The organism is Flavobacterium sediminis, from assembly GCF_003148385.1.
In the GTDB taxonomy this organism is placed as follows: domain Bacteria; phylum Bacteroidota; class Bacteroidia; order Flavobacteriales; family Flavobacteriaceae; genus Flavobacterium; species Flavobacterium sediminis.
This window is the reverse complement of record NZ_CP029463.1, coordinates 2,257,459-2,278,265: the sequence shown is the minus strand read 5'-3', so window position 1 is coordinate 2,278,265 and position 20,807 is coordinate 2,257,459. Positions and strand designations below refer to the sequence as shown.

Here is a 20,807-nt window from a genome sequence, read left to right as displayed (position 1 = left end):
GGACAACAACAATTCAAATAATAAGTTATTTTCGTAGCTTTACATAAACAAACACAACCCTAAAACTATGAATACCGCTTTTGAAAGTAATCCTTTGATTGACAGGCTTCCTGCTCATCTTAAACAGTTTATAAAACCTCAAAATTATGAGGAATACACTCCTATAAATCAAGCCGTTTGGCGCTATGTCATGCGAAAAAATGTTGACTATCTGTCAAAAGTAGCGCATGAATCGTATTTAGAAGGACTTCAAAAAACAGGGATTGATATCGAATCTATTCCCAGCATGTATGGCATGAACCGTATCTTAAAAGAAATCGGTTGGGCCGCAGTTGCTGTTGATGGTTTCATTCCGCCAAATGCTTTTATGGAATTTCAGGCTTATAATGTTTTAGTTATAGCTTCTGACATTCGTCAATTAGAACATATTGAATACACCCCTGCTCCGGATATTATTCATGAAGGAGCCGGTCATGCGCCTATTATAGCCAATCCTGAATATGCCGAATATTTACGTCGCTTCGGAGAAATAGGCTGTAAAGCTATTTCATCGGCCAGAGATTACGAAATGTATGAAGCCATTCGCTTACTTTCAATCTTAAAAGAAGCCGAAGATACACCGGAAGAAGAAATCAAAGCGGCTGAAGATCGCGTAGATTATCTACAAAATAATATGGGGGAATTGTCTGAAATGGCGCGCATTCGTAATTTACACTGGTGGACTGTTGAATACGGATTGATCGGAACCGTTGAAGACCCCAAAATTTACGGTGCCGGGCTGTTGTCATCCATCGGCGAAAGCGCATGGTGTATGACAGACGCCGTTAAAAAGATTCCTTATACTATTGAAGCGGCCGATCAAAGTTTTGATATCACCAAACCGCAACCGCAATTGTATGTAACACCTGATTTTGCTCATCTAAGTATGGTCTTAGAAGAGTTTGCTAATAAAATGGCGTTGCGCACCGGAGGGCTTTCGGGTATTAAAAAATTAATTGACTCTAAAGCTTTAGGGACAATTGAATTAAGTACCGGATTACAAATATCAGGTGTTTTTACCCATGTTTTAGAAGATGAAGGCAAACCGGTTTATATTCAAACTACCGGAAAAACAGCTTTGGCTTATCGCGAAAAAGAATTAGTAGGTCACGGAACAGCATATCATGCAGAAGGTTTTGGCTCTCCGATTGGTAAACTTAAAGGAATCAATCTGGCAATTGAAGATATGAGTCCGCGCGATCTGAGTGCTTATGACATTTATGAAGGTGAGCAAGTAACTTTAGAATTTGAAGGTAATATTAAAGTAACCGGAGAAATCATTACCGGAACGCGAAATATTCAAGGCAAAATTTTATTGATAAAATTCAAAAATTGTACGGTAACCCAAGGTGATACTGTATTGTTTCAACCTGAATGGGGTATTTATGATATGGCGGTAGGAAAAAAAGTAATTGCTTCTTTTTCCGGTCCTGCTGACGTTACGAGTTTTGATATGGTGAATCATGTCCCTTCAACTCAAACGATCAAACAGAAAAAATCGCCGGAACGTGAGGAATTAGAAAATTTATACAAAAATGTTCGCTTAATTCGAGAAGGAAAACCAGCCGAAATTACGTTAAAAGAAGCTTTCGGAGCGGTTTCCGGAAATCATCCGAATGATTGGCTGTTATCTGTAGAGATCTTAGAATTAGCGCACCAAAATCATAATGACGATTTGAGTTTGAAAGTAAAAAATCACTTAGAAAATGTAAAACAACATCGCCCGGAAGTAGCTCATTTAATAGACAATGGTATTAACTTAATCCTAGAAAAGGAACATGCATCATCGTAACATTTGTTACAGATTTTGTTTGCGATCGATACTACCTTTGACAAAAAAAGAAGATTATGGGTATTTTAGATGTTTTAGGCTTTGGCAATAAAGCTAATGAAGTTCAAGAATACGTACAAAAAGGTGCTGTAATTCTTGATGTAAGAACTCCTGAAGAATTTGCAGAAGGACACATTAAAGGTTCAAAAAATATTGCGCTTCAAGTTTTAAACGGTAAAATTTCAGAAATTAAAAAATGGAACAAACCGATTATTGCTTGTTGCAGAAGTGGTATGAGAAGTGCTCAGGCTACTTCTATTCTGAAGCAAAACGGAATTGATTGCATTAACGGTGGTGGCTGGACATCACTGGAAAGCAAACTTTAAACCAAAATTGAAAACGCTGATCTGAGATCAGCGTTTTTTTATATCAGGGAGTCAGCCCTTTAATAAAATCTGAATCTTTCTGAATGATATTTCCGTTGTATTCTAACGTCCACCCCATTGTATTGGTTAGGATCAAAAGTTTAGAAAGTTCACTCAGCAAACGATTTTCGGCATTCGACTTTAACGTTGATTGTTCAACTTTCTTTGTAATGACTTCTTTTACTTTTTGATTGATCTTATTATAATCTTCTGCCCCGAAAGGGTTGAAACGACTTTGATTAATATCATAGAATTGTAGTTCCTGATTGATCTTGAGTTCCGGTTCAGGAACATAGGTTATGGTTATGGTTTTCTTTTCCTGATCAATGTTATATTTTATCTGACGTAAGTCATAAGCAATGGTAACATTGGCATTGGCTACAATCAAAGCTTTTTTTTCAAAAGAAACCAAATCCATTAAATATTTCTGCTGATCTTTATAAGTGACTACTTCAGAAAATTTCCCTTCTGTTACTATTAGTTTACCGACATTCTTAATTTCTTTTTCAATTAAATCGGAATTAAATGTTACGTTGTCTTCTTTTTTTTGAGTGAAATATTGGTACCCAAAATAAAAAACAACTGCTATAATAATAATATAAATAGCCTTTCCTGATTTAAAAATAGCCTGAATAACGGGGGTTACTATATTTTTAATTTGGGTTTCGGTAGAAGTATTTCGTGCCATAGATACAAATTTTACTACACGAAGATACTTAAATTAAGTTATTCTTTTTAGCCTTTTGTACTGCTTCCAGTTTTGAATGGACTTGTAATTTTGAATAAATATTTTCGATATGCTTACGGACTGTTGAGGGCGACAAAAATAAATTCTCCGCGATTACCGTATAGCTCAGTCCTTTACTTAACTGTTCTAAAACGTCTATCTCTCGTGATGATAATTTTATTTCTTCTGATTCTGTCTGGTCTTCTTCAAGATTTATAGGATTTCGGAGCAGTTTTAATGTTTTTAAAGCAATTGACGGCGTCATAGCGGCTCCGCCTGATAAGGTTTCCTGAATTCCCTGATAGAGTGAATTGGGATCTACTTCTTTTAACAAATAACCATCGGCACCCGCCTTAATAGCATTAAATATATTTTCATCATTATCGAAAACCGTCAGCATAATGATTTTGATCTGAGGATAGCGCTGTTTAATCTCAAGGGTTGCTTCAATTCCGTTCATCATCGGCATTTCAATATCCATTAACAATACTTCAAGATTTTTGTCTTTCGCTAATTTTTCTATTATCTCCTGACCGTTATTAGCTGTATATTTTATTTGGATATCATTAAAAAAAGATAATTTTTCTTTAATGGCATTAATCAAAAAACTATTATCATCTATAATTGCTAATCGGATATTTTGCATATTATTTATTCTTTTATGATCATTTTTAAAAATGAAACGGCTTGTTCTTTTTTCTCTACATCTTCTTCGTCTAAATTAATAATAAATTTATGAAGTACTTTATTGAAAAAATGTTCGTTATTTTTGGCTTTATCTATAGCTACATCTATTATTGTTCTGACAACGATTAATACAATCGCTACCGCAATACCGGATTTCCCGAAAATAATGAAAAAGCCCGGTAAAATAGCTACAATTTGTTGAATGATGATCCTAATATAAGGCTGAAACATATACAACTCAACTCTTAAGCCTTTATAATAATCAGATTTATAAAAATTAAACCAAAACTTTAAAAAATTGGTTATAATCAAAAAGACTAAACCAATTTTAATTCCTTCTAAGCCTAATATGGTATTAATATTTTGCAGCCCGAATGAATCGGTAATACGATCATCTGCAAAAGAGAGAAAAAGGAAGAAAAAGGATGTTTGCAAGAATACAAAGAACCCATAATGAATAATGAAAAAGAATGTAAAAAACACTCCCATCCCTTTTTCTTCTTTAGAGTTTCCTTTTTTGAATGTCAATACAAACATCTTTAATACATGAAAAGCACTTATAATGACGGTTTCCACTGCATATAAAATCACCATTTCGGTTGCACTGATTTTCTCTGTTAGCAACAACAGCAAGTAGAACAATGCCATTAACCAAACGGACTGGTTTTCTTTTGTAAAAAAATGCGTCAATTTCATTACAATTCAATAATTACAAATTCCACTCTCCTATTCTGTTGTTTCCCTTCTTCGGTTTCATTGGTTACAATAAACTTGGTTTCACCATATCCCTTTGCCGTTAATCGATCTTTTGCAATTCCTTTGGCTGTCAGATAGTTCATAACGGCATTAGCTCTCTTATTAGAAAGTGTCATGTTATTTGTATCTGAACCTACTGCATCTGTATGACCTGCTATTTCAATAGTAAGCTTTTGATTTTCTCGTAATACTTTGTACAATCTATCCAATTCGGCATTAGACTCCGGTAACAAATCATATTTTCCGGAATCAAAGAAAATATTGTTTAAGCGTATGGTTTGTCCTTTTTCTATCGGGTTCAGATATAAATTGACTGTAATCTCTTTATATTCTTTTAAATCGGACAAATCTACGTTTTGTGTTACCGCAAAATATCCTTCTTTTTGTGCCATAAAACTATACTTTTCGCCAAATGGCAATACAATGCTGTAACTTCCGTTTGTAGGATCTGAAATTGCAGTTCCAAGCTCTTTATCGGTTACTAAATTATTGTAAACTATAGTTGTCGAAAGTATTTCATTTGTCTTGGCATCAAACACTTTCCCTTTTACGAGAACTACAGGATCTTGTTTTACAGAATTGTCAATTTCCCAAATATCCCTTGAACGTGACAAATATGCTTTGTCTCCTTTTGCGGATAAAAATATACTTAACTCTGTTTTTTTGGAATTAATAACATTTCCCAAATTTTTTGGCGGTGACCAATTTTGCCAGGTATCATCCAGGCGTTTCGTTACAAATAAATCATAACCTCCATAGCCTTTATGTCCTCTTGAAGCAAAATACAATGTTTTTCCGTCGGAAGCTAAAAAAGGGTTCGTTTCGTCTTCAAAAGTGTTAACTACGTTTCCTAAATGTACCGGTTTTGACCATAAATTTTCTCCTTCTAAAAAACTAACATATAGATCCTTTTTTCCTAATCCCTGATCTTTTCTTTCCACAGACATTATCAAATGCTTGTTATCATTAGCTAAAAAATAACCTACATACATGTTAACATTGGCATAGTCTTTTATGGTCATCGATTTCGGTATTTCCCAACCTGCAGCGGTCTTCCTTGAAACCGAAACTCCTGAACCGGCAGCTTTGCCGTCTTCGGTATACCGATTTCCTAACAAGAGCATGTTGTTATCAGGTGAAGAAGAGATTACAAAATTATAATCTTCATTATTTAGTGGTTTTCCCATATTTTTAAGCGCTGTCCAATTTCCCTGTTCGTCTTTTACGGAATACCAAATATCGTCTTTATTTCCACCAAGGTTCAAATCACAATCTTTCCTGTCTACATATAAGTATTGTCCGTCTGCAGAAATAACAGGATTCGTTTCTTCGTATTCTTTTGACGAAATAAACTCAGGAAGTTTTTCTATTTTTACATTGGGATCAAACGAATCAACTACATCTATTTCAATTGGAAACCGGGTAACTTTTACCTCATCTACTACAATGGTCATATTAGCATCTAAAATGAATCCGATCTTTGAGCCATAATAATCACGTTCTCCTGACCGATGTACTAAATTTCCATTCAAATACACAAAGATCAGATTTGCTCTTTTTTCAACTTTAAAATAATTGTTCTTGTTTTTACCGTTAATAAACGGATATGATTTCCAAGCTGAATAATAATCGAATGTTCCGTTTAGATATTGATACAATTGTAGTTGCTTATCAGGAGTAACTCTAAAAACGTCATAGTACGAATTGTCGTTATAACCGGACCACACGAGACCGTAAGTAGCATTTTCTTTTTTAAAATCGGTTACTTTGATATTTACCTCAAGGTCAAAATCAACTTGATCGGGATTAAAATCAAATGAAGATAGATTATAGAGTAGCCATTTCGTTTTTTCATTATCTATATTTTCGATAACTAATGCGTCTCTTTTTATGTACGCTTTAAAATTATCGCTAGTGGTAACCCATTTGTTTTTGTCGTCTTTAAAAGAATCATGAAAAACAACTGTTTGAGATTGTATTGTTATTGTCAACAATATAAAAAAGACAAGAGTAATTTTTTTCATTTAAAAAAAGGTTGATTATTCCCCAAAAATGAAAAAATGTCCATTTTAAGTCAATACGACAATTGCCCTATTTTAATACAGTAACGAAACGATTGTTCCGGTAGAACCGGATTCAAACTTTATCTTGCAATTACTTTCTAAAGCTCTTTTTTTAATTGAATTTAAACCATTTCCAGAAGAATTGTCTGAAACATCAAATCCATTACCATTGTCTTTAATTATAACTTCTATTTGTTGATTTACTTTGTTTACAATAACTTCTATTTTTGTTGCTTTTGCATGTTTAACTGCATTATTTACACTTTCTTGAATAATACGATAAATATTCATTCCGTCTTTAGAATTGAAAGATGTTTCTTTGGGGAGATTACAGGTAAACTCAAATGAAATGCCGTATAAGGATACTTTTGCCTGTTCGATAAAGTTTGAAATTCGGGTTTTAAAGTCTTCTACCGATATCTCATCTTTATTCATAGCCCAGATTGTGTCCCGAAGTTCTGTTATTGTCTCTTTAGTAAATTGGCTGATATTTGATAATTTCTGAATTACTTTTTCTTCGCCATTCGTTAAAAACATTTTTAAACTATCGATTGAAGATATTATAAATGTTAATTGCGCACCAATGTTGTCATGCAAATCTCTGGAAATTGCTAAACGTTGTTCTTGTAATCTATTATTGGTCTCTATTTTCAATAATGCTTCTGAAAGTTCTTTTTCTTTTTGTAATTGTTTGTTTTTAAATCTTTGTTGGCTTAAAAACATCCATGATAAAAGAAGAATGCTCAAAATTATAAATCCTGAAATGAGCAATAGGTTATTTTTATTTTTTATGCGAAGTTCGCGCTCGGCAACTTTTACCTTTTCTTGAGCTAAATCTTTTTCTTTTTTCTCTGTTTCATATTTCACTTCTAACTCCTGGAAAAATTCAGCACTTTCTTCTTTAAACTTTTGGGTAGTTTTTTCGTAAAATTTAGAATTGTAATAAGAACCTTTTTCGATATCCCCTATCGTATAATAAGCTTCTGCTAAAGGCTTGTATACTTCAACTTCATAGTCTTTATTCTCACTGGACAACTGTAGCTCATTTAAACATAATTCGCCATAGCGAATAGTTTCTCCGGGTTGTTTAAGTTTTATATAAACCTTAGCCAGACTACTATATAAATTAACCTTAGTTTTAGAATTAATTGGTACTTCTTTCGGCCGGTTTAATGATTGTAAATATAAATCACGTGCTTTTTGATAATTTCCCGATTTATATTCAACAGAGGCCAAACCTTCGATAGCTGTATAATATTCGTTACCGGGATTGATCTGTTTGGCTAATGCAATGGATTCTTCAAATGATTCTTTTGCTTTTTTCATTTGAGAAAGCTCTTTATAACAAATTCCTAAATTATTATGACTTGCAATTTGTGCTGCTATATATTTGGTTTGCTTTCGTAATTTAAGTGCTTTTAAATGATAATTTATTGCTTTGTCATACAAATGCATTTCCTGATAAATTAGTCCGATATTGTTGTAATTAGCATCTATATTTCCTCTTTGCTTTTCCGGTATTTTTTGGTTCAGTTTTATAGATTCAAAATAATAGTTGAGTGCTTTTTCAAAATTACCCTGATTCCAGTTGTACATTCCTAAATTATTTAGTGTATGACCCTCATGCACTAAAAATTTATTTTTTCTGCTATATTCTAAAGACTTTTCAAAAAAGTACTTTGCCGAATCTGATTTTCCGTTTACGTCGTAATAAATACCTTTTATTCCCAACAAAGAATTATATCCAAACTTTTCATTAGCTGCAAGTGCAATTTTCTCAGAAGTATCAATTAATTCTTTTGCCTTTTTTTTATCGCTAAAAAGGTATTTCCAAACAATTTGGTTATAAACCGCTACTTTAGTCGAATCGTTTTTTGTAGTATTGATTATATGATACAGACTATCTGTTTTAGTTTGCTGGGAAAAAACAGAAAAAAAAGAAAATACAACTAAAATAGAAACCTTAAACTTCAAAATCATCATTCTTAAAAATAATGTTAAACGAGGTTAAATTAGTTATTTTTATCTACTCAATCAATCTTAAAGATGAAATTTATAGGCATTATGCATTCAGATAAATCTTTATAGTGGTTCCGTTCTCATTTGATACCAAATTTATTTTTGCATTTAGTTCAGCAGCTCTTTTATGAACAGAATTTAATCCGTTTCCTTTTTCCGTTTCTAAAACGCTAAAGCCATTGCCATTATCCTCTATTGTAACTATAATTTGATTGTTAATTTTCTGTATTGAAACTTCAATTTTAGAAGCCTTTGCATGTTTTATCGCATTATTTACACTTTCTTGAATAATGCGATAAATATTCATTCCGTCACGCGAATAAAATGGTGTTAACTCTGTTGCTTTTAAATTACTTATAAAATTAAACCGGATACCACTTAAAGAAATTTTAGCATTCTCTATAAAATTTGAAATGCGTGTTTCTAAATCTTCAACTGTAATTTCTTCTTTGTTCATAGCCCATATAGTATCGCGCAATTCAATAATTGTTTCTTTGGTAAAGGAACTAATATTCGTTAACTTTTCATCTACTTTCGGATTTTGGTTTCTTAAAGCATATTTTAAATTATCGATAGATGAGATAATAAAAGTTAATTGTGCCCCTATGTTATCGTGCAAGTCTCTTGAAATTTGAAGACGTTGCTCTTGTAATTTATTTTGTGTTTCAATTTTTAATAACGCATCTCTTAACTGGTTTTCTTTTTGTAATTGAATGTTTTTTAATTTCTGCTTGTTATAAATAAAGTAGCCTAACAAAACCGAAATTAATAACAATGCTAAAACAATAATGATGTACATGTTTTTTTCGGCTAACTGTGCACGCTGTAAAAGTATTTGGCGTTCTTTTTCTTCTGTAATAAATTTTGTGTCAAGTTCAGCTTGCTTTATTCGTATCTCAATACCGGCCAGACTATCTTTATACACTACATATTTTTTAAAATTATCTAATGCCGCTTTATAGTTATTATTCAATTCATAAGCATCAGATATTCTTTGTAAATTATCTTGTGTCAGATAAGTATACTTATGTTTTTTACTATATCCAATTGCCTTCTTAAAATATTGTATCGATTTATCCAAATCTTTAATCTCATAATAATAGGTTCCAAAGAAATTCAGACTTTCTGCAATTCCTATTTTATCGTCAATATTAAGCCTGATTTTATAGGCTTTATCAAAATTTCTTTTTGCTTCATTAAATCTCTTTTCTGTCAAATGTAACAATCCGATTTTATTAAGACTATAAGGAATTCCGATACTATCTTTCTGTATTTCTTTAATTTTTAATGATTTGTTGTAAAAATAAAAAGCGCTATCGTATTCCAGCTTCATTTCTTTCAGCACGCCATAATTGTCATACAATATTTTTAATTCTGAATCATTTTTTAATCTTTCTGCTAATTTTATTCCTTTTTGCATATAACCTATTGCTTCCGGCAAATTTCTTCGTTTCATCTGGTATCCGAACTCGCCGTAAACTTTAGCTACTTTATTCCATTTTTTTTGACTTTGAAAAGACTTAATTGCCAACACATTGTATTTATGACTTAATTCGTATTTCCCTTGGTAATAATATATTAAACCCAGGTTCTCATAACTTTCAGCAATACCGATCTGATAATTGTTTGCTTGTGCTTTGGCTAAATTATTTTTAAAGACTTTTTCGGAATCAAAAAGGTTTTCAATCTTCTTATTGAAAGGTCTATTATTTATAGAATCAATCTCTCTAATGGCTGAACTTTGTGCAAAAAACATCTGGCAATATGCCAATTGTATCAAAAAAGACAAATAAAAATTAAACTTCATTTTCATTATTCTAATAAGTATGTAAACTTAATTTAGGTCGTTAGTAAAAAAAATACGGCAATTGCCGTATTTACTCTCCTCTTTTCTGAAATCAATTTCTGTTTTTCTTTTTTATGCTTTTAATCACAAAATAAATCCCGAAAACTCCAAAAGCAAGAGGGGTTATAAAGGCTAAAATTAAGGCTACCACCGGTAGAAAGGACCAAAAATCAGGTTCTATTTCATAAGGATTTTTTGAAATAAATGGTTTAGTGGTTCTAAATTCAGTTTGCTGAGAAAAAGCATCTATTTGATTAAACAAATCTTCTGACTGGTCTAAAAAATCTTGAAAATTAAAATTTGGAATTTTTTCTCCATATGTAACAATCAGATTGTCTTTTGGTATTGGTGAAAAATCAGTTTTAGCTCCGATTAAAATTGTTTCATCTTGATTAACCTGAAAATTAAAATGAGAAGAAATTCCGGCAATATCGCTAATTTTTAATCCGTCTTTGAGTTCTACTATAAATTTCCCTTTCTCAATTGGTTGTTTCCAAACACTACCGGATTCCAGTAAATAAATAAAAGCATTTTTCTGTTTTTGAGTATATCCTTTTGTAATCCCTCCTTCATTGGTATTAACTAAAAAATAAACTTCAATTTCCTTAATTTCCTTTGGGCTGAAAGCCACGAACCAGGTAAACCAATTCTCATTTTTAAAAACTGTAGCGTTACCCGAATCGCCGATCAGCATTTCATTGATAGGTAATTCATTTCCGCTTGCTTTGATCTTAAATTTATACAACGAATCTAATTGTACTTGATTTAAGTCGGCTTCACCGCCATTGTAAATTCCGTTTATGGGATATCCCATTGTAAAATGCAATTTCTCATTTGAATTATTAACCATTTTATACGTTCCTTTAACTACTGCAAAACCTTTATATAATTGAATATAAATGGACTCTTCCTGCATTTGGACCTTTTTGTAGGTCAATGAATCTTGTGGAAATAACATGGTAAAAGCTGTTCCACCAGCATTGTAAATCCCAGGCTGTGAAACATTGGAACAAAAGGCTATAAGAATTACCAAATAGAAAATAGGGCCAATCTTTTTAGTCATTCAATTTTGACTTTAACTCATTAACTAAAAAAATATTGAATTCTGTTGAACCACTAATGCTTCCGTCAGCATAGGTGATTTTTCTGAAAACATAATAAGTGTACTTGTTATAACGATTATCAACCCCTGCTTTCGCAATCCAATCGTTATTCTGATTTTGTTTTAAAACTTCTCTCACATCAATTTTACGGTAGATTTCATTTCTATCATTAAAAAAATTTTCTTTTAATTGTCCATTTGACAGTTCTTCATATTTTATTTCCGATTCTATACCGTTCATATTCTGAATGGGCTCGGGATAGTTCATTTGTAACATGATGAATTCATTGTCATCTTCCAAATATGCTTTAAGAAATGTATCGTTTGAATAATATTCTAAAGCCGGTTTTTCATCAATATACAATTTAATAGTTTCAGATTGTACGGTATCTTTTGAAAAAAATTGAGTAACCGATTTTAACAACTTCTCTTTTTCATAGTAAAACTTCTCAACCGAATAATTATTAGCATAAATTCCTTTTATCTCAGCGAGCTTATTGCTTTTATCATAAGAAAAAAGAAAATCATTTTTGTATTGAGAAGATTGATACGTCTTTTTGATCAAGTTGTTCTTTTTATCATATTGATATGTAAGAATTGCGTTGAAACCAGGTCTGTTCTTTACCAATATTTCTCTTTTTACCAATAATCCATTGTCATACGTAGAATTTTCGGAAGTTGCACTCGCATATTTGCCAAACACGTGATATTCATGATGAATGATATTACCATTCTCATCAAATTCATAACTATCACTTGATTTATCGGTAACCGATTTATCTTCCATAGCATAAGAAAAAGATTCTACTTTTTTAATCTTTCTTGTAAAACCTAAATCTTTATAATTAACATCAGGCTGTTGCGCGTAACTTAAAAAGCTAAAACCGATGCATAAAAGTGTTATGTATTTTTTCATATAAAACGTAAATAAAAAAGCTGAACCTTAAACGGAACAGCTTTACAGTATTGAATTAAAATTTAATCTAAGATATTTTGAATATGTGCTTTAATGAAAGCTTTTCCGCCTTTTACAACGCCTTTTTTATACTCTTCTACATCGACAGGTAAAATATAACTATTTGCTACTGTAATATTCTGAGCTCTGTATACTTTGCCAAAAGCTGTTTCTGTTCCGATGTAATCTTCATCATTTTTAGCTTCATTTTTTATCGTTGTATTTACAAAAGCACCTTCTATTGTAATATCGTTTTTAAGGTTTCCTATGTAACTCACGTCTGGTGAACCTCCAATCGGGTTTCTTCCGCAAGTAAATTCAATTTGACTTTGAGCCGGAATATCAACTTGTTTTTTCTTTCCTATTGTCAATGCTCTCAGTTTACTTACTTCTTTCTCATTTATAGCTTTTACATTATCATAAGCGACAATTCTTAATTGCGTTTCCACTTTAATATTTGCGCTTTTATTCTTTTGGGACCATGAATTTTTATCTTCTATAAAAAATACAAACAACGTTACATTTGCTACAACTGCATCTTCTAAATCTTTAGATAGTTTTGAACTATAATTCATTTTCAAAAAATTTTCATTTGACGAATAAAATGCATAATCAGAAGGGTGAACTGAAGCTACTCCCGGAAAAACATTATAATCTACCGGATAATTTTCAATACGTTCTCTTCCTTTAAACGCATCTGTATTTTCGTAATTTTTACCATCAACAAACTCATATCCTTTTTGATCCAACTGGCTTTTAAAATCAGAAAACAATTCATCCGTAATATCTTTAAAATCTTGTTCGGTTAAATTATCTAAACCTAAAAAAAGTTTTGATTTAGCGTCTCCTTTTAATACATTGCCTAACATTCCTCCCTTTGACGTTTTTTCCTTTTGATTATAAAACTGATAATGCACTACAAAATCATTTACGAATATTTTTTTAGGCTTCTTCTTTAATTGATTTGTTCCTGTGCTTCTGTCTTTAATTTTAAATTCACTTATAGTTTGCGAATTTATACTTGTCACAAGTAACAGACTTATAACAAATAACATACTGTTTAATAGTTTTCTCATGATTATTTTTTAGAGTATACAATACAAAACATTCAATAGTAAAACGAGTGCTACTAAAACTTTGAAAGCAACTAACAGAATACTATGGAATTGGATCTTAAACATTTTCTATTTGATTAACATTTCCGTATCTTTCTGTAAGCTCAAATCCAAAGCACTTTTATACAATTTTAATGCTCCGATCAACGACTTTTGAGTAAAGCCTCCTTCAGTAAAAAAGTAGTAGTAATACCCCACATTATTAGCCTTTTCTGAGTAAACAATCTTAATTAAGGCTACTTCTCCATTTATCTTATTCATTAATTCTAATACTTTCTCTTTATTCACTTTATCTGAAAGTTTGTAAACTCCTGACAAAGTAACATATCTCTTACTAGCATCTATATCGATATAAACAGAATAAGTATCTTTTACTTTAATATAAGTATCTGAAACCTCTTCAACCTTTATATAGGCATTTTCAAAAGTTTCTTTTAAAAACTGAGGGGTGACTTCATCTGAAGATATAAGCTTTTGTGCTGTAATTGAATTAGATAAAGAAAAAAAGAGAATCAAAAAATAAAAAAATGCAGATAGTTTTAGTGTCTTCATAAGTGTAAATTTTTTATTATTAGTTGAAACAAAATTCACAAAAACAAGTACACTATGAAATACGGCAAATGCCCTATTTTAAGAAAATTTTAAGAACGGGAACTGACTTTGAAGCATTTGTATTTTACCTTCTAACTTATTGAGGAATAAAATATGTTGCTCTGTATCCGGATTAAAAGGTTTATGAGCCAGTCCCTTTTGAATAGCCTCTACAGACTTCATCACAGATGCTGTTTCAGCAGTAAAAAAGGATTGGGAAAATTTTTCCCATATATAATCGATCGCTACTCGATTAGGATGTAGCATATCGGCTTCAAAAAAGCGGTAATCACGAAGTTCATCCATAACCATTTCGTAGCTTGGGAAATAGTTGATACTACTTTCAGTTCGACCGGAATCGAAAACTTTTAATGCTTTATTTTGGATCTTATCTCTCGACTTCGATCGAGATGACAAAAGTATATTTATAGCTGAAAACAAATTTCCTTTGCTTACATTATTTTCAAAAAAACCATCTTTAATATGACGAACCGGGGAAACGGTAAAAATGAATTTCACATCCGAATTTATGGATTGAATCAACGAAACGATAGTCTGCAAGCTCAACTCATTCTCTTCAACCGAGAGCAACTCTTTAGTAAACTCCTTTTGTGGAACTTTATGGCAATTAGCCACGATTTGCTCCGTTTCTCTTAATCTATACACCCACGATGTTCCTAAGGTAATGAGACAATGTGTTAGTTTATGAATTTGTTGATTTACGGAATCAATGAGCTGGTTTAATTCCTTCAGAAACTCTTCTTTGTTTGGATTTGACAATTCGGAATGAACTTCATAACAATGCCATAAATCATTATGAAAGAAAATATCTTTTTCAGCAAAATAGTCCTTTTCAACTACTCTTTTGACCAATTTTTCTAAAGAAACTGCATTAAAGATAATTCCGAATGGATTTACATGAGCCTGAAATTTATAATACTCGAATTTAGACCCGATATTTTCAGCAAAACAGGAACCTAATAGCAAAAGACCGGAATGGTAATCAATCTTACATTCACTTTGCAGAACAGGTATTTCAGTGCGGAATTGCATGTAATTAATTTGAGAATATGCTAATTATTTTTCAAATATAGTAATAAAAACAAGACCCCGAAACCAAAGATTTCGGGGTCTTGTCCTATTGAAATATCTTCTATTTTATAGCTTTTGCTAATTTTTTGAAATCTTTTTTCCTGATATTATAGGAAAGTACTTTGCGGTCTCTGTAAACCACCTCTCCTGTTTTAGCATTTACCACTTGTACAAAACCCAACCAAAAGCCTCCTTTAAGATAATAAATCTCTTCACCTAAAAGAATTTTTTTATCTAATTCTTCCTCGGAGATAAATTCTGCTTTATATGGATAGTCAGACAAAAGATCTTCCAACTCTTTTTCGGTCAAATCATCATAATGCAGTTTAGAAGATTTACCTGTTTTATACTCTTTTTTCAAATAATCAGGAATGTATAAAGTAGCTTTTTTAAGCTTTTTTACCTCATCTGTGTATTCTTCTTCACTTAAACCATAGAATTGTTTTTTTTCCAGCAAACTGTTAAGCTTTTGAAAATTATTTTTCAACATTCCTAAGGAATAATTATGAAACCAATTTTCATTATATACCATACCGGACACGTATTCTTCTGCTTCACTCATTCTTTTATTCGCAAACGTAAAATTTAATGTCTCATAGCTTGTTCCAACAGGATTAAATGCTTTGTCCTGTGCATAATTCCCTGTCGGCATAAGTGCTTCGCTTAACAAAGTAGCATGAGGTATCAATTCAATTCTTGCAAAACATTCGTAAACTTCAATATTTCTCTTCTTCTTTTTAGAATATTTTTCAGACAAATGGAAAAAATCGATAAAAAAATAAGCTACCCTTGTTTTATCCATACGCCGAGAAGCTCCTTTTAAAAGAGCAAATGAATATTTGCCTAATGTATAATTGCTAAAATTAAAATCAGCAATACTCACTACTTCAAACGGAGTAAAAGTCCATGATTCTTTTAAGATCTTTTCATATTCTTCTGGTGTGTAATAATCTGACAACACAAAAATAGTCGTCGTGTTCTTTACCCTGTCAAAGAGTGACGGATCAAATTCTTTTAATTTAAATTCACTGAAATTGGATACCGCAACTTGTGCATTACTAAAACTACAAACAAAAATAAACAGTAGGACTAAAATTTTTTTTCTCATAATAAACACTTAATTTTAAAATCAGATCGGAGCAGATCAAAAAAATGATAGTTTGAAATTATCACATGATCTTATATAAATAGTACTAATTAAATTATTGATTATAGAAATACTGAATAGTGCTTGTTTCTCCTTCAAATACCAATGAATCAGTAAGCGGATAACCCAATGAGTTATAAGTATAGGACATTGAACTACTATCCGGGCTGTTTGCTTCACCATTAAATACTCTCTTTACTAGATTATTATTACTTAAATCAAGATAATACTTAAAAGCTTCAGTAAACATATAAATATTTACAAATGGATTATTATGATCATCATATTGACTAACCCAATTTTGTCCTTCTGAAATACTTTGCCCTGTTTCACTTACTTTATTTCCATTACTGTACTTCCACAGAAAAGACTCTGACAATGCGTTTAAATTATAATAATTAACTAAAATCACATCATCTGCTTTGTAAACTAATTCTATTTTAGTGGACTTATCAAATTCAAAAGAAGCTAATCTCCCTTGAGAATCATAGCTAAAAGTTACAGGAATTGTCTCTAAAACATCTTCATCATTATATTCTTGTAATTGAGAAGATATCAGTCTTCCCGAAGAATCATAAGAAAACGTTTCCTTCTCACCTTCAGAATCTGTCCAGCCAACTAACTTATTTCCATTATATGTAAAATTTGTTGTCAACGTTGAACCATCACTAAAAGTCTCAATTGTTTTAGTTAGCAATACTGGTGATGAAGATTTCACCGCTTCTTTACTAACCCCTGAACAAGAAGCAAGGAGAACCACCATTACTCCGATGAAAAAGGAATATATTTTTTTCATTTTTATACTATTTAAACATCACAAATAAACTAAAAAACGTTTAAAATAATAGAAACCTGATAATTTTCAACGATCAAGCTTCAATTATTATAAACTAATACTAATTATAAATATACTGTGAAGTAGAATTATATTCAGGATTTGATGGATCAGTAAAATCTTCTGTATCCGGCATATTGTTTGCATTATATGCCAATACAATTACCCAATCCGTTACACCATCAATTTTAACTTCAGTAGCATTATTGGAAATTCCCTGATAACCTACATTCACTATTGGACACGCAATTTCAATTTCTGACAACCCAATTACTGAGTTAAAAGGGTTTACATTATTATCAAAAAAGGTTTCTTCAACCCAAGTTGTCTCATATGTCTCTCCGGGATATTGTGTCACTTCTTTTCTATAAGGTTGATTTCCATTAAAATAAATCATTCCGTTTGCCTCAAGAACAGAATTATGCGTTGTGGTAAATGATACTGTTCCATTAGTATTATATGTAAAATCATCAACATATACATCACCCCATCACTATTTCTTATAGACTTTATTAATTTTCCATTTGAATTATACTCATAATTCATTACTTCACTATAAGAATCCCCTGCACCATCATCAAAAAAATATTCTTCTTTTGTTATTAGATTTCCAGTATATGTAAATATTGTTTCATCTTGTAAACTAGAATCCCAAGAATATCTTACTATTTTATTTCCATTATATACAAAACTTAACGTTTCCACAGAACCGTCATCAAATGTTTCAATAATTTGTGATAACAATGTTCCTGTTGAATTTGACGATTTATTATCATCACTTGAACATGAGGTCAATAGTAATACAGATGCACTGATTAGGGCTAATAATTTTTTCATTTCTTAAACAATTAAATTTTCCCACAAAAGAAAGGCAAAAAAAAGATTATTACAAATATTTCTTATAATAAAAAAAGCCTGATATCTTGTAAGATTATCAGGCTTATACTTTTATTTTAAAACATTACTTTACAAACTCTTTTGCTTTCTCTAAAGCTTCTTGAATTCCTGCCGCATTTTTTCCTCCGGCTGTTGCAAAGAACGGTTGACCGCCACCGCCACCTTGAATATATTTCCCTAATTCGCGAACGACTTGCCCCGCATTCAATCCTTTGCTTTCTACTAATTCTTTAGAAACATAACAAGTTAGCATCGGTTTGTTTTCATTTACAGTTGCTAAAACCACAAACAAATTGTTTTTGTTATTCCCTAATTCGTATGCTAGATCTTTAACACCGGCAGCATCTAGATCTACCTGAACCGCTAAGAAATCAACGCCATTGATATTTTCTAACTGAGAGGCTAATTCTCCTTTTAAATTTTTAGCTTTATCTTTTAGTAACTGCTCTACCTGTTTTTTTAGTTTTGCATTTTCATCTTGTAAAGAAGTTACCGATTTTGCCACATCCTGCGGATTTTTCAATAGCGCTGCAATTTCCGCTAATAAATGTTCCTGATCGGCAAAATATTCTTTTACTGCTTTATTCGTAATGGCTTCAATACGACGAATTCCTGCCGCTACAGCACTCTCTGATACAATTTTAAAATACCAGATATCCGCTGTATTTTGCACGTGAATACCTCCGCAAAGCTCCATACTTTCTCCGAACTTGATCGCACGAACTGAATCTCCGTATTTTTCACCAAACAACGCCATTGCTCCTTCTTCCACTGCTTGTGCAAACGGAATATTTCTTCTTTCAATTAATGGTAAATGCTCCTGAATGCGTGCGTTTACAAAATCTTCTACTTCTTTTAACTCTTCATCCGTTACTTTAGCAAAATGTGAAAAGTCGAAACGCAAATAATTAGGAGAAACCAATGACCCTTTTTGCTCTACATGTGTTCCTAAAATAGTACGCAACGCTTGATGCAACAAGTGTGTTGCTGAGTGATTACTCGCGGCTAAGCTTCTCAATTCTGTATTTACCTTTGCCTGAAATGTTGTATTTACGTTTTCCGGCAATTGTTTCGCAAAATGAAGAATTAAATTATTCTCTTTTTTCGTATCGATGATTTCAATGGTCTCGTTAGCCGAAACTAAAACTCCTCTGTCTCCTACTTGTCCTCCGCCTTCCGGATAGAATGGTGTTGCATCCAATACTATTTGATATAAAATACCGTCTTTTTTAGAATCTACTTTTCGATAACGGGTAATTTTTACTTCATTCTCTGTCTGGTCGTAACCTACAAATTCTTCCGTATTCCCTTCTACCAAAATATGCCAATCGCCGGTTGCCACTTCAGATGCAGCACGCGAACGATCTTTTTGTTTTTTTAATTCCGCTTCAAATTCGCTTTCATTAAACGAATAGCCTTTTTCTTTTAAAATCAGAGCCGTTAAATCTTTAGGAAAGCCAAAAGTATCATACAATTCAAATACTTTTTCACCTTTTACTTCTTTACCTGAAGTTTCAGCAACCACTTTCTCTAACAAGTGTAACCCCTGTTCCAAAGTTCTCAAAAAAGAAGCTTCTTCCTCACGAATTACTTGGGTAACCAAATTTTGTTGCGATTTGATCTCCGGGAAGAATTCGCCCATTTGATCCGCTAGAACAGCTACCAATTGGTAAATAAAAGGTTCTTTTTGATTTAAGAAGGTAAAACCGTAACGAATGGCACGACGTAAAATACGACGAATTACATAACCTGCTCCGGTGTTTGAAGGCAACTGTCCATCAGCAATAGCAAAAGCCACCGCACGAACGTGATCTACAATGACACGGATCGCAATATTGATCTTGTTTTGCTCTTCACTGATATTTTTAACTTCGTTAGAAGTGTATTTCAAGCCTGTGATTTGCGCTACTTTTTGGATAAGCGGCGTAAATACATCCGTATCATAATTAGAAGTTACGCCTTGCATAGCCATACACAAACGTTCAAAGCCCATTCCGGTATCCACGTGTTTAGCCGGTAATTTTTCTAAAGAACCATCGGCTTTACGGTTGAATTCCATGAATACGTTGTTCCAAATTTCCACTACTTGCGGATGATCGGCATTTACTAAACTTCTACCCGAAACCTGTGCTCTTTCTTCATCAGAACGCAGATCGATATGAATTTCAGAACAAGGTCCGCACGGTCCTTGATCACCCATTTCCCAAAAATTGTCTTTTTTATTTCCGTAAATGATTCGGTCTTCCGGAACGTATTGTTTCCACAAATCAAAAGCTTCTTGATCAAAAGGAACATTTTCAGCTTCATTTCCTTCAAAAACGGAGACATACAAACGATCTTTGTCTATTTTTAAAACTTCGGTCAAGAATTCCCAAGCCCAAGCAATAGCTTCTTTCTTAAAATAATCACCAAAAGACCAGTTTCCTAGCATTTCAAACATAGTGTGGTGATAGGTATCAAAACCAACATCTTCCAGATCGTTGTGTTTACCGGAAACTCGTAAACATTTTTGAGTGTCGGCAATACGCTTACTTTTCGGCGTACCATTCCCTAAAAAATACTCCTTGAACTGCGCCATTCCTGAGTTATTGAACATTAACGTTGGATCGTCTTTCAATACAATAGGTGCAGAAGGTACAATCAGGTGTCCTTTACTTTCAAAGAAATTTAAAAATGCTTTACGAATGTCTCTTGATTTCATCTTGTTTCGCTATTTAAAAGGCTGCCCCTGTTAAACATA

18 protein-coding genes are annotated in these 20,807 nt (G+C 32.2%); 2 read left to right on the top strand and 16 right to left on the bottom strand.

Annotation, left to right across the window (positions count from 1 at the left end; translation table 11 throughout):
* Positions 1-67 precede the first annotated feature (67 nt).
* Both DI487_RS10525 and DI487_RS10520 read left to right on the top strand, forming a co-directional pair.
* Positions 68-1,831 carry an aromatic amino acid hydroxylase gene (locus DI487_RS10525; protein ID WP_109569605.1) on the top strand — a complete coding sequence of 588 codons (1,764 nt, stop codon included), beginning with the start codon at positions 68-70 and terminating at the stop codon, positions 1,829-1,831.
* A gap of 56 nt (positions 1,832-1,887) precedes the next feature.
* Entirely contained in the window at positions 1,888-2,196 is a 309-nt protein-coding gene (locus tag DI487_RS10520) for a rhodanese-like domain-containing protein (RefSeq protein ID WP_109569604.1), read from the top strand.
* A 43-nt stretch (positions 2,197-2,239) separates the two neighbouring features.
* Here DI487_RS10520 and DI487_RS10515 read toward each other — a convergent pair whose 3' ends face one another.
* The 16 genes from DI487_RS10515 to alaS form a co-directional block, all read right to left on the bottom strand.
* On the bottom strand, positions 2,240-2,923 hold the full coding sequence (locus tag DI487_RS10515) for a DUF4230 domain-containing protein (protein ID WP_109569603.1): 684 nt from the start codon (positions 2,921-2,923) through the stop codon (positions 2,240-2,242).
* A gap of 28 nt (positions 2,924-2,951) precedes the next feature.
* Positions 2,952-3,608 carry a response regulator gene (locus tag DI487_RS10510; protein ID WP_109569602.1) on the bottom strand — a complete coding sequence of 219 codons (657 nt, stop codon included), beginning with the start codon at positions 3,606-3,608 and terminating at the stop codon, positions 2,952-2,954.
* Positions 3,609-3,613: 5 nt separating this feature from the next.
* Positions 3,614-4,345, bottom strand: a complete 732-nt coding sequence (locus DI487_RS10505) for a DUF6498-containing protein (protein WP_109569601.1) — start codon at positions 4,343-4,345, stop codon at positions 3,614-3,616.
* Complete coding sequence (locus DI487_RS10500; RefSeq protein ID WP_109569600.1) at positions 4,345-6,429, bottom strand: OmpA family protein; 2,085 nt, start codon at positions 6,427-6,429, stop codon at positions 4,345-4,347. Before DI487_RS10500 ends, DI487_RS10505 begins: the two co-directional genes overlap by 1 nt.
* A 72-nt stretch (positions 6,430-6,501) precedes the next feature.
* The gene (locus tag DI487_RS10495; RefSeq protein WP_109569599.1) at positions 6,502-8,451 is read right to left on the bottom strand and encodes an ATP-binding protein; all 1,950 of its coding nucleotides are present in this window, start codon (positions 8,449-8,451) and stop codon (positions 6,502-6,504) included.
* 79 nt (positions 8,452-8,530) lie between these two features.
* Positions 8,531-10,294 carry a tetratricopeptide repeat-containing sensor histidine kinase gene (locus DI487_RS10490; protein WP_170108199.1) on the bottom strand — a complete coding sequence of 588 codons (1,764 nt, stop codon included), beginning with the start codon at positions 10,292-10,294 and terminating at the stop codon, positions 8,531-8,533.
* Positions 10,295-10,385: 91 nt separating this feature from the next.
* Positions 10,386-11,396: a hypothetical protein gene (locus tag DI487_RS10485; protein ID WP_109569597.1), complete on the bottom strand. Its 1,011-nt coding sequence runs from the start codon at positions 11,394-11,396 to the stop codon at positions 10,386-10,388.
* Entirely contained in the window at positions 11,389-12,351 is a 963-nt protein-coding gene (locus tag DI487_RS10480; RefSeq protein WP_109569596.1) for a hypothetical protein, read from the bottom strand. The genes DI487_RS10485 and DI487_RS10480 overlap by 8 nt, the downstream gene beginning before the upstream one ends.
* A 62-nt stretch (positions 12,352-12,413) precedes the next feature.
* Positions 12,414-13,466: a hypothetical protein gene (locus DI487_RS10475; RefSeq protein ID WP_109569595.1), complete on the bottom strand. Its 1,053-nt coding sequence runs from the start codon at positions 13,464-13,466 to the stop codon at positions 12,414-12,416.
* A 108-nt stretch (positions 13,467-13,574) separates the two neighbouring features.
* Positions 13,575-14,057 carry a hypothetical protein gene (locus tag DI487_RS10470; RefSeq protein WP_146193446.1) on the bottom strand — a complete coding sequence of 161 codons (483 nt, stop codon included), beginning with the start codon at positions 14,055-14,057 and terminating at the stop codon, positions 13,575-13,577.
* A gap of 78 nt (positions 14,058-14,135) precedes the next feature.
* On the bottom strand, positions 14,136-15,149 hold the full coding sequence (locus DI487_RS10465; protein WP_109569593.1) for a GSCFA domain-containing protein: 1,014 nt from the start codon (positions 15,147-15,149) through the stop codon (positions 14,136-14,138).
* A 100-nt stretch (positions 15,150-15,249) separates the two neighbouring features.
* On the bottom strand, positions 15,250-16,296 hold the full coding sequence (locus DI487_RS10460; RefSeq protein WP_109569592.1) for a hypothetical protein: 1,047 nt from the start codon (positions 16,294-16,296) through the stop codon (positions 15,250-15,252).
* Between the two features lie 94 nt (positions 16,297-16,390).
* Complete coding sequence (locus DI487_RS10455; RefSeq protein ID WP_218925768.1) at positions 16,391-17,098, bottom strand: hypothetical protein; 708 nt, start codon at positions 17,096-17,098, stop codon at positions 16,391-16,393.
* Between the two features lie 133 nt (positions 17,099-17,231).
* On the bottom strand, positions 17,232-17,567 hold the full coding sequence (locus DI487_RS10450; protein ID WP_109569590.1) for a hypothetical protein: 336 nt from the start codon (positions 17,565-17,567) through the stop codon (positions 17,232-17,234).
* Entirely contained in the window at positions 17,564-18,007 is a 444-nt protein-coding gene (locus tag DI487_RS10445) for a hypothetical protein (RefSeq protein ID WP_109569589.1), read from the bottom strand. Before DI487_RS10445 ends, DI487_RS10450 begins: the two co-directional genes overlap by 4 nt.
* A 124-nt stretch (positions 18,008-18,131) precedes the next feature.
* Entirely contained in the window at positions 18,132-20,768 is a 2,637-nt protein-coding gene (gene alaS / locus DI487_RS10440; protein ID WP_109569588.1) for an alanine--tRNA ligase, read from the bottom strand.
* Positions 20,769-20,807: the final 39 nt, after the last annotated feature.

Coding starts and splice junctions, on each gene's coding strand:
- DI487_RS10520 (WP_109569604.1), top strand. CDS start 1,888: ATGGGTATTTTAGATGTTTTAGGCTTTGGCAATAAAGCTAATGAAGTT.
- DI487_RS10505 (WP_109569601.1), bottom strand. CDS start 4,345: ATGAAATTGACGCATTTTTTTACAAAAGAAAACCAGTCCGTTTGGTTA.
- DI487_RS10485 (WP_109569597.1), bottom strand. CDS start 11,396: ATGACTAAAAAGATTGGCCCTATTTTCTATTTGGTAATTCTTATAGCC.
- DI487_RS10450 (WP_109569590.1), bottom strand. CDS start 17,567: ATGATTTATTTTAATGGAAATCAACCTTATAGAAAAGAAGTGACACAA.
- DI487_RS10500 (WP_109569600.1), bottom strand. CDS start 6,429: ATGAAAAAAATTACTCTTGTCTTTTTTATATTGTTGACAATAACAATA.
- DI487_RS10460 (WP_109569592.1), bottom strand. CDS start 16,296: ATGAGAAAAAAAATTTTAGTCCTACTGTTTATTTTTGTTTGTAGTTTT.
- DI487_RS10515 (WP_109569603.1), bottom strand. CDS start 2,923: ATGGCACGAAATACTTCTACCGAAACCCAAATTAAAAATATAGTAACC.
- DI487_RS10445 (WP_109569589.1), bottom strand. CDS start 18,007: ATGAAAAAATTATTAGCCCTAATCAGTGCATCTGTATTACTATTGACC.
- DI487_RS10475 (WP_109569595.1), bottom strand. CDS start 13,466: ATGAGAAAACTATTAAACAGTATGTTATTTGTTATAAGTCTGTTACTT.
- DI487_RS10490 (WP_170108199.1), bottom strand. CDS start 10,294: ATGAAGTTTAATTTTTATTTGTCTTTTTTGATACAATTGGCATATTGC.
- DI487_RS10525 (WP_109569605.1), top strand. CDS start 68: ATGAATACCGCTTTTGAAAGTAATCCTTTGATTGACAGGCTTCCTGCT.
- DI487_RS10510 (WP_109569602.1), bottom strand. CDS start 3,608: ATGCAAAATATCCGATTAGCAATTATAGATGATAATAGTTTTTTGATT.
- DI487_RS10480 (WP_109569596.1), bottom strand. CDS start 12,351: ATGAAAAAATACATAACACTTTTATGCATCGGTTTTAGCTTTTTAAGT.
- alaS (WP_109569588.1), bottom strand. CDS start 20,768: ATGAAATCAAGAGACATTCGTAAAGCATTTTTAAATTTCTTTGAAAGT.
- DI487_RS10470 (WP_146193446.1), bottom strand. CDS start 14,057: ATGAAGACACTAAAACTATCTGCATTTTTTTATTTTTTGATTCTCTTT.
- DI487_RS10465 (WP_109569593.1), bottom strand. CDS start 15,149: ATGCAATTCCGCACTGAAATACCTGTTCTGCAAAGTGAATGTAAGATT.
- DI487_RS10495 (WP_109569599.1), bottom strand. CDS start 8,451: ATGATGATTTTGAAGTTTAAGGTTTCTATTTTAGTTGTATTTTCTTTT.
- DI487_RS10455 (WP_218925768.1), bottom strand. CDS start 17,098: ATGGTGGTTCTCCTTGCTTCTTGTTCAGGGGTTAGTAAAGAAGCGGTG.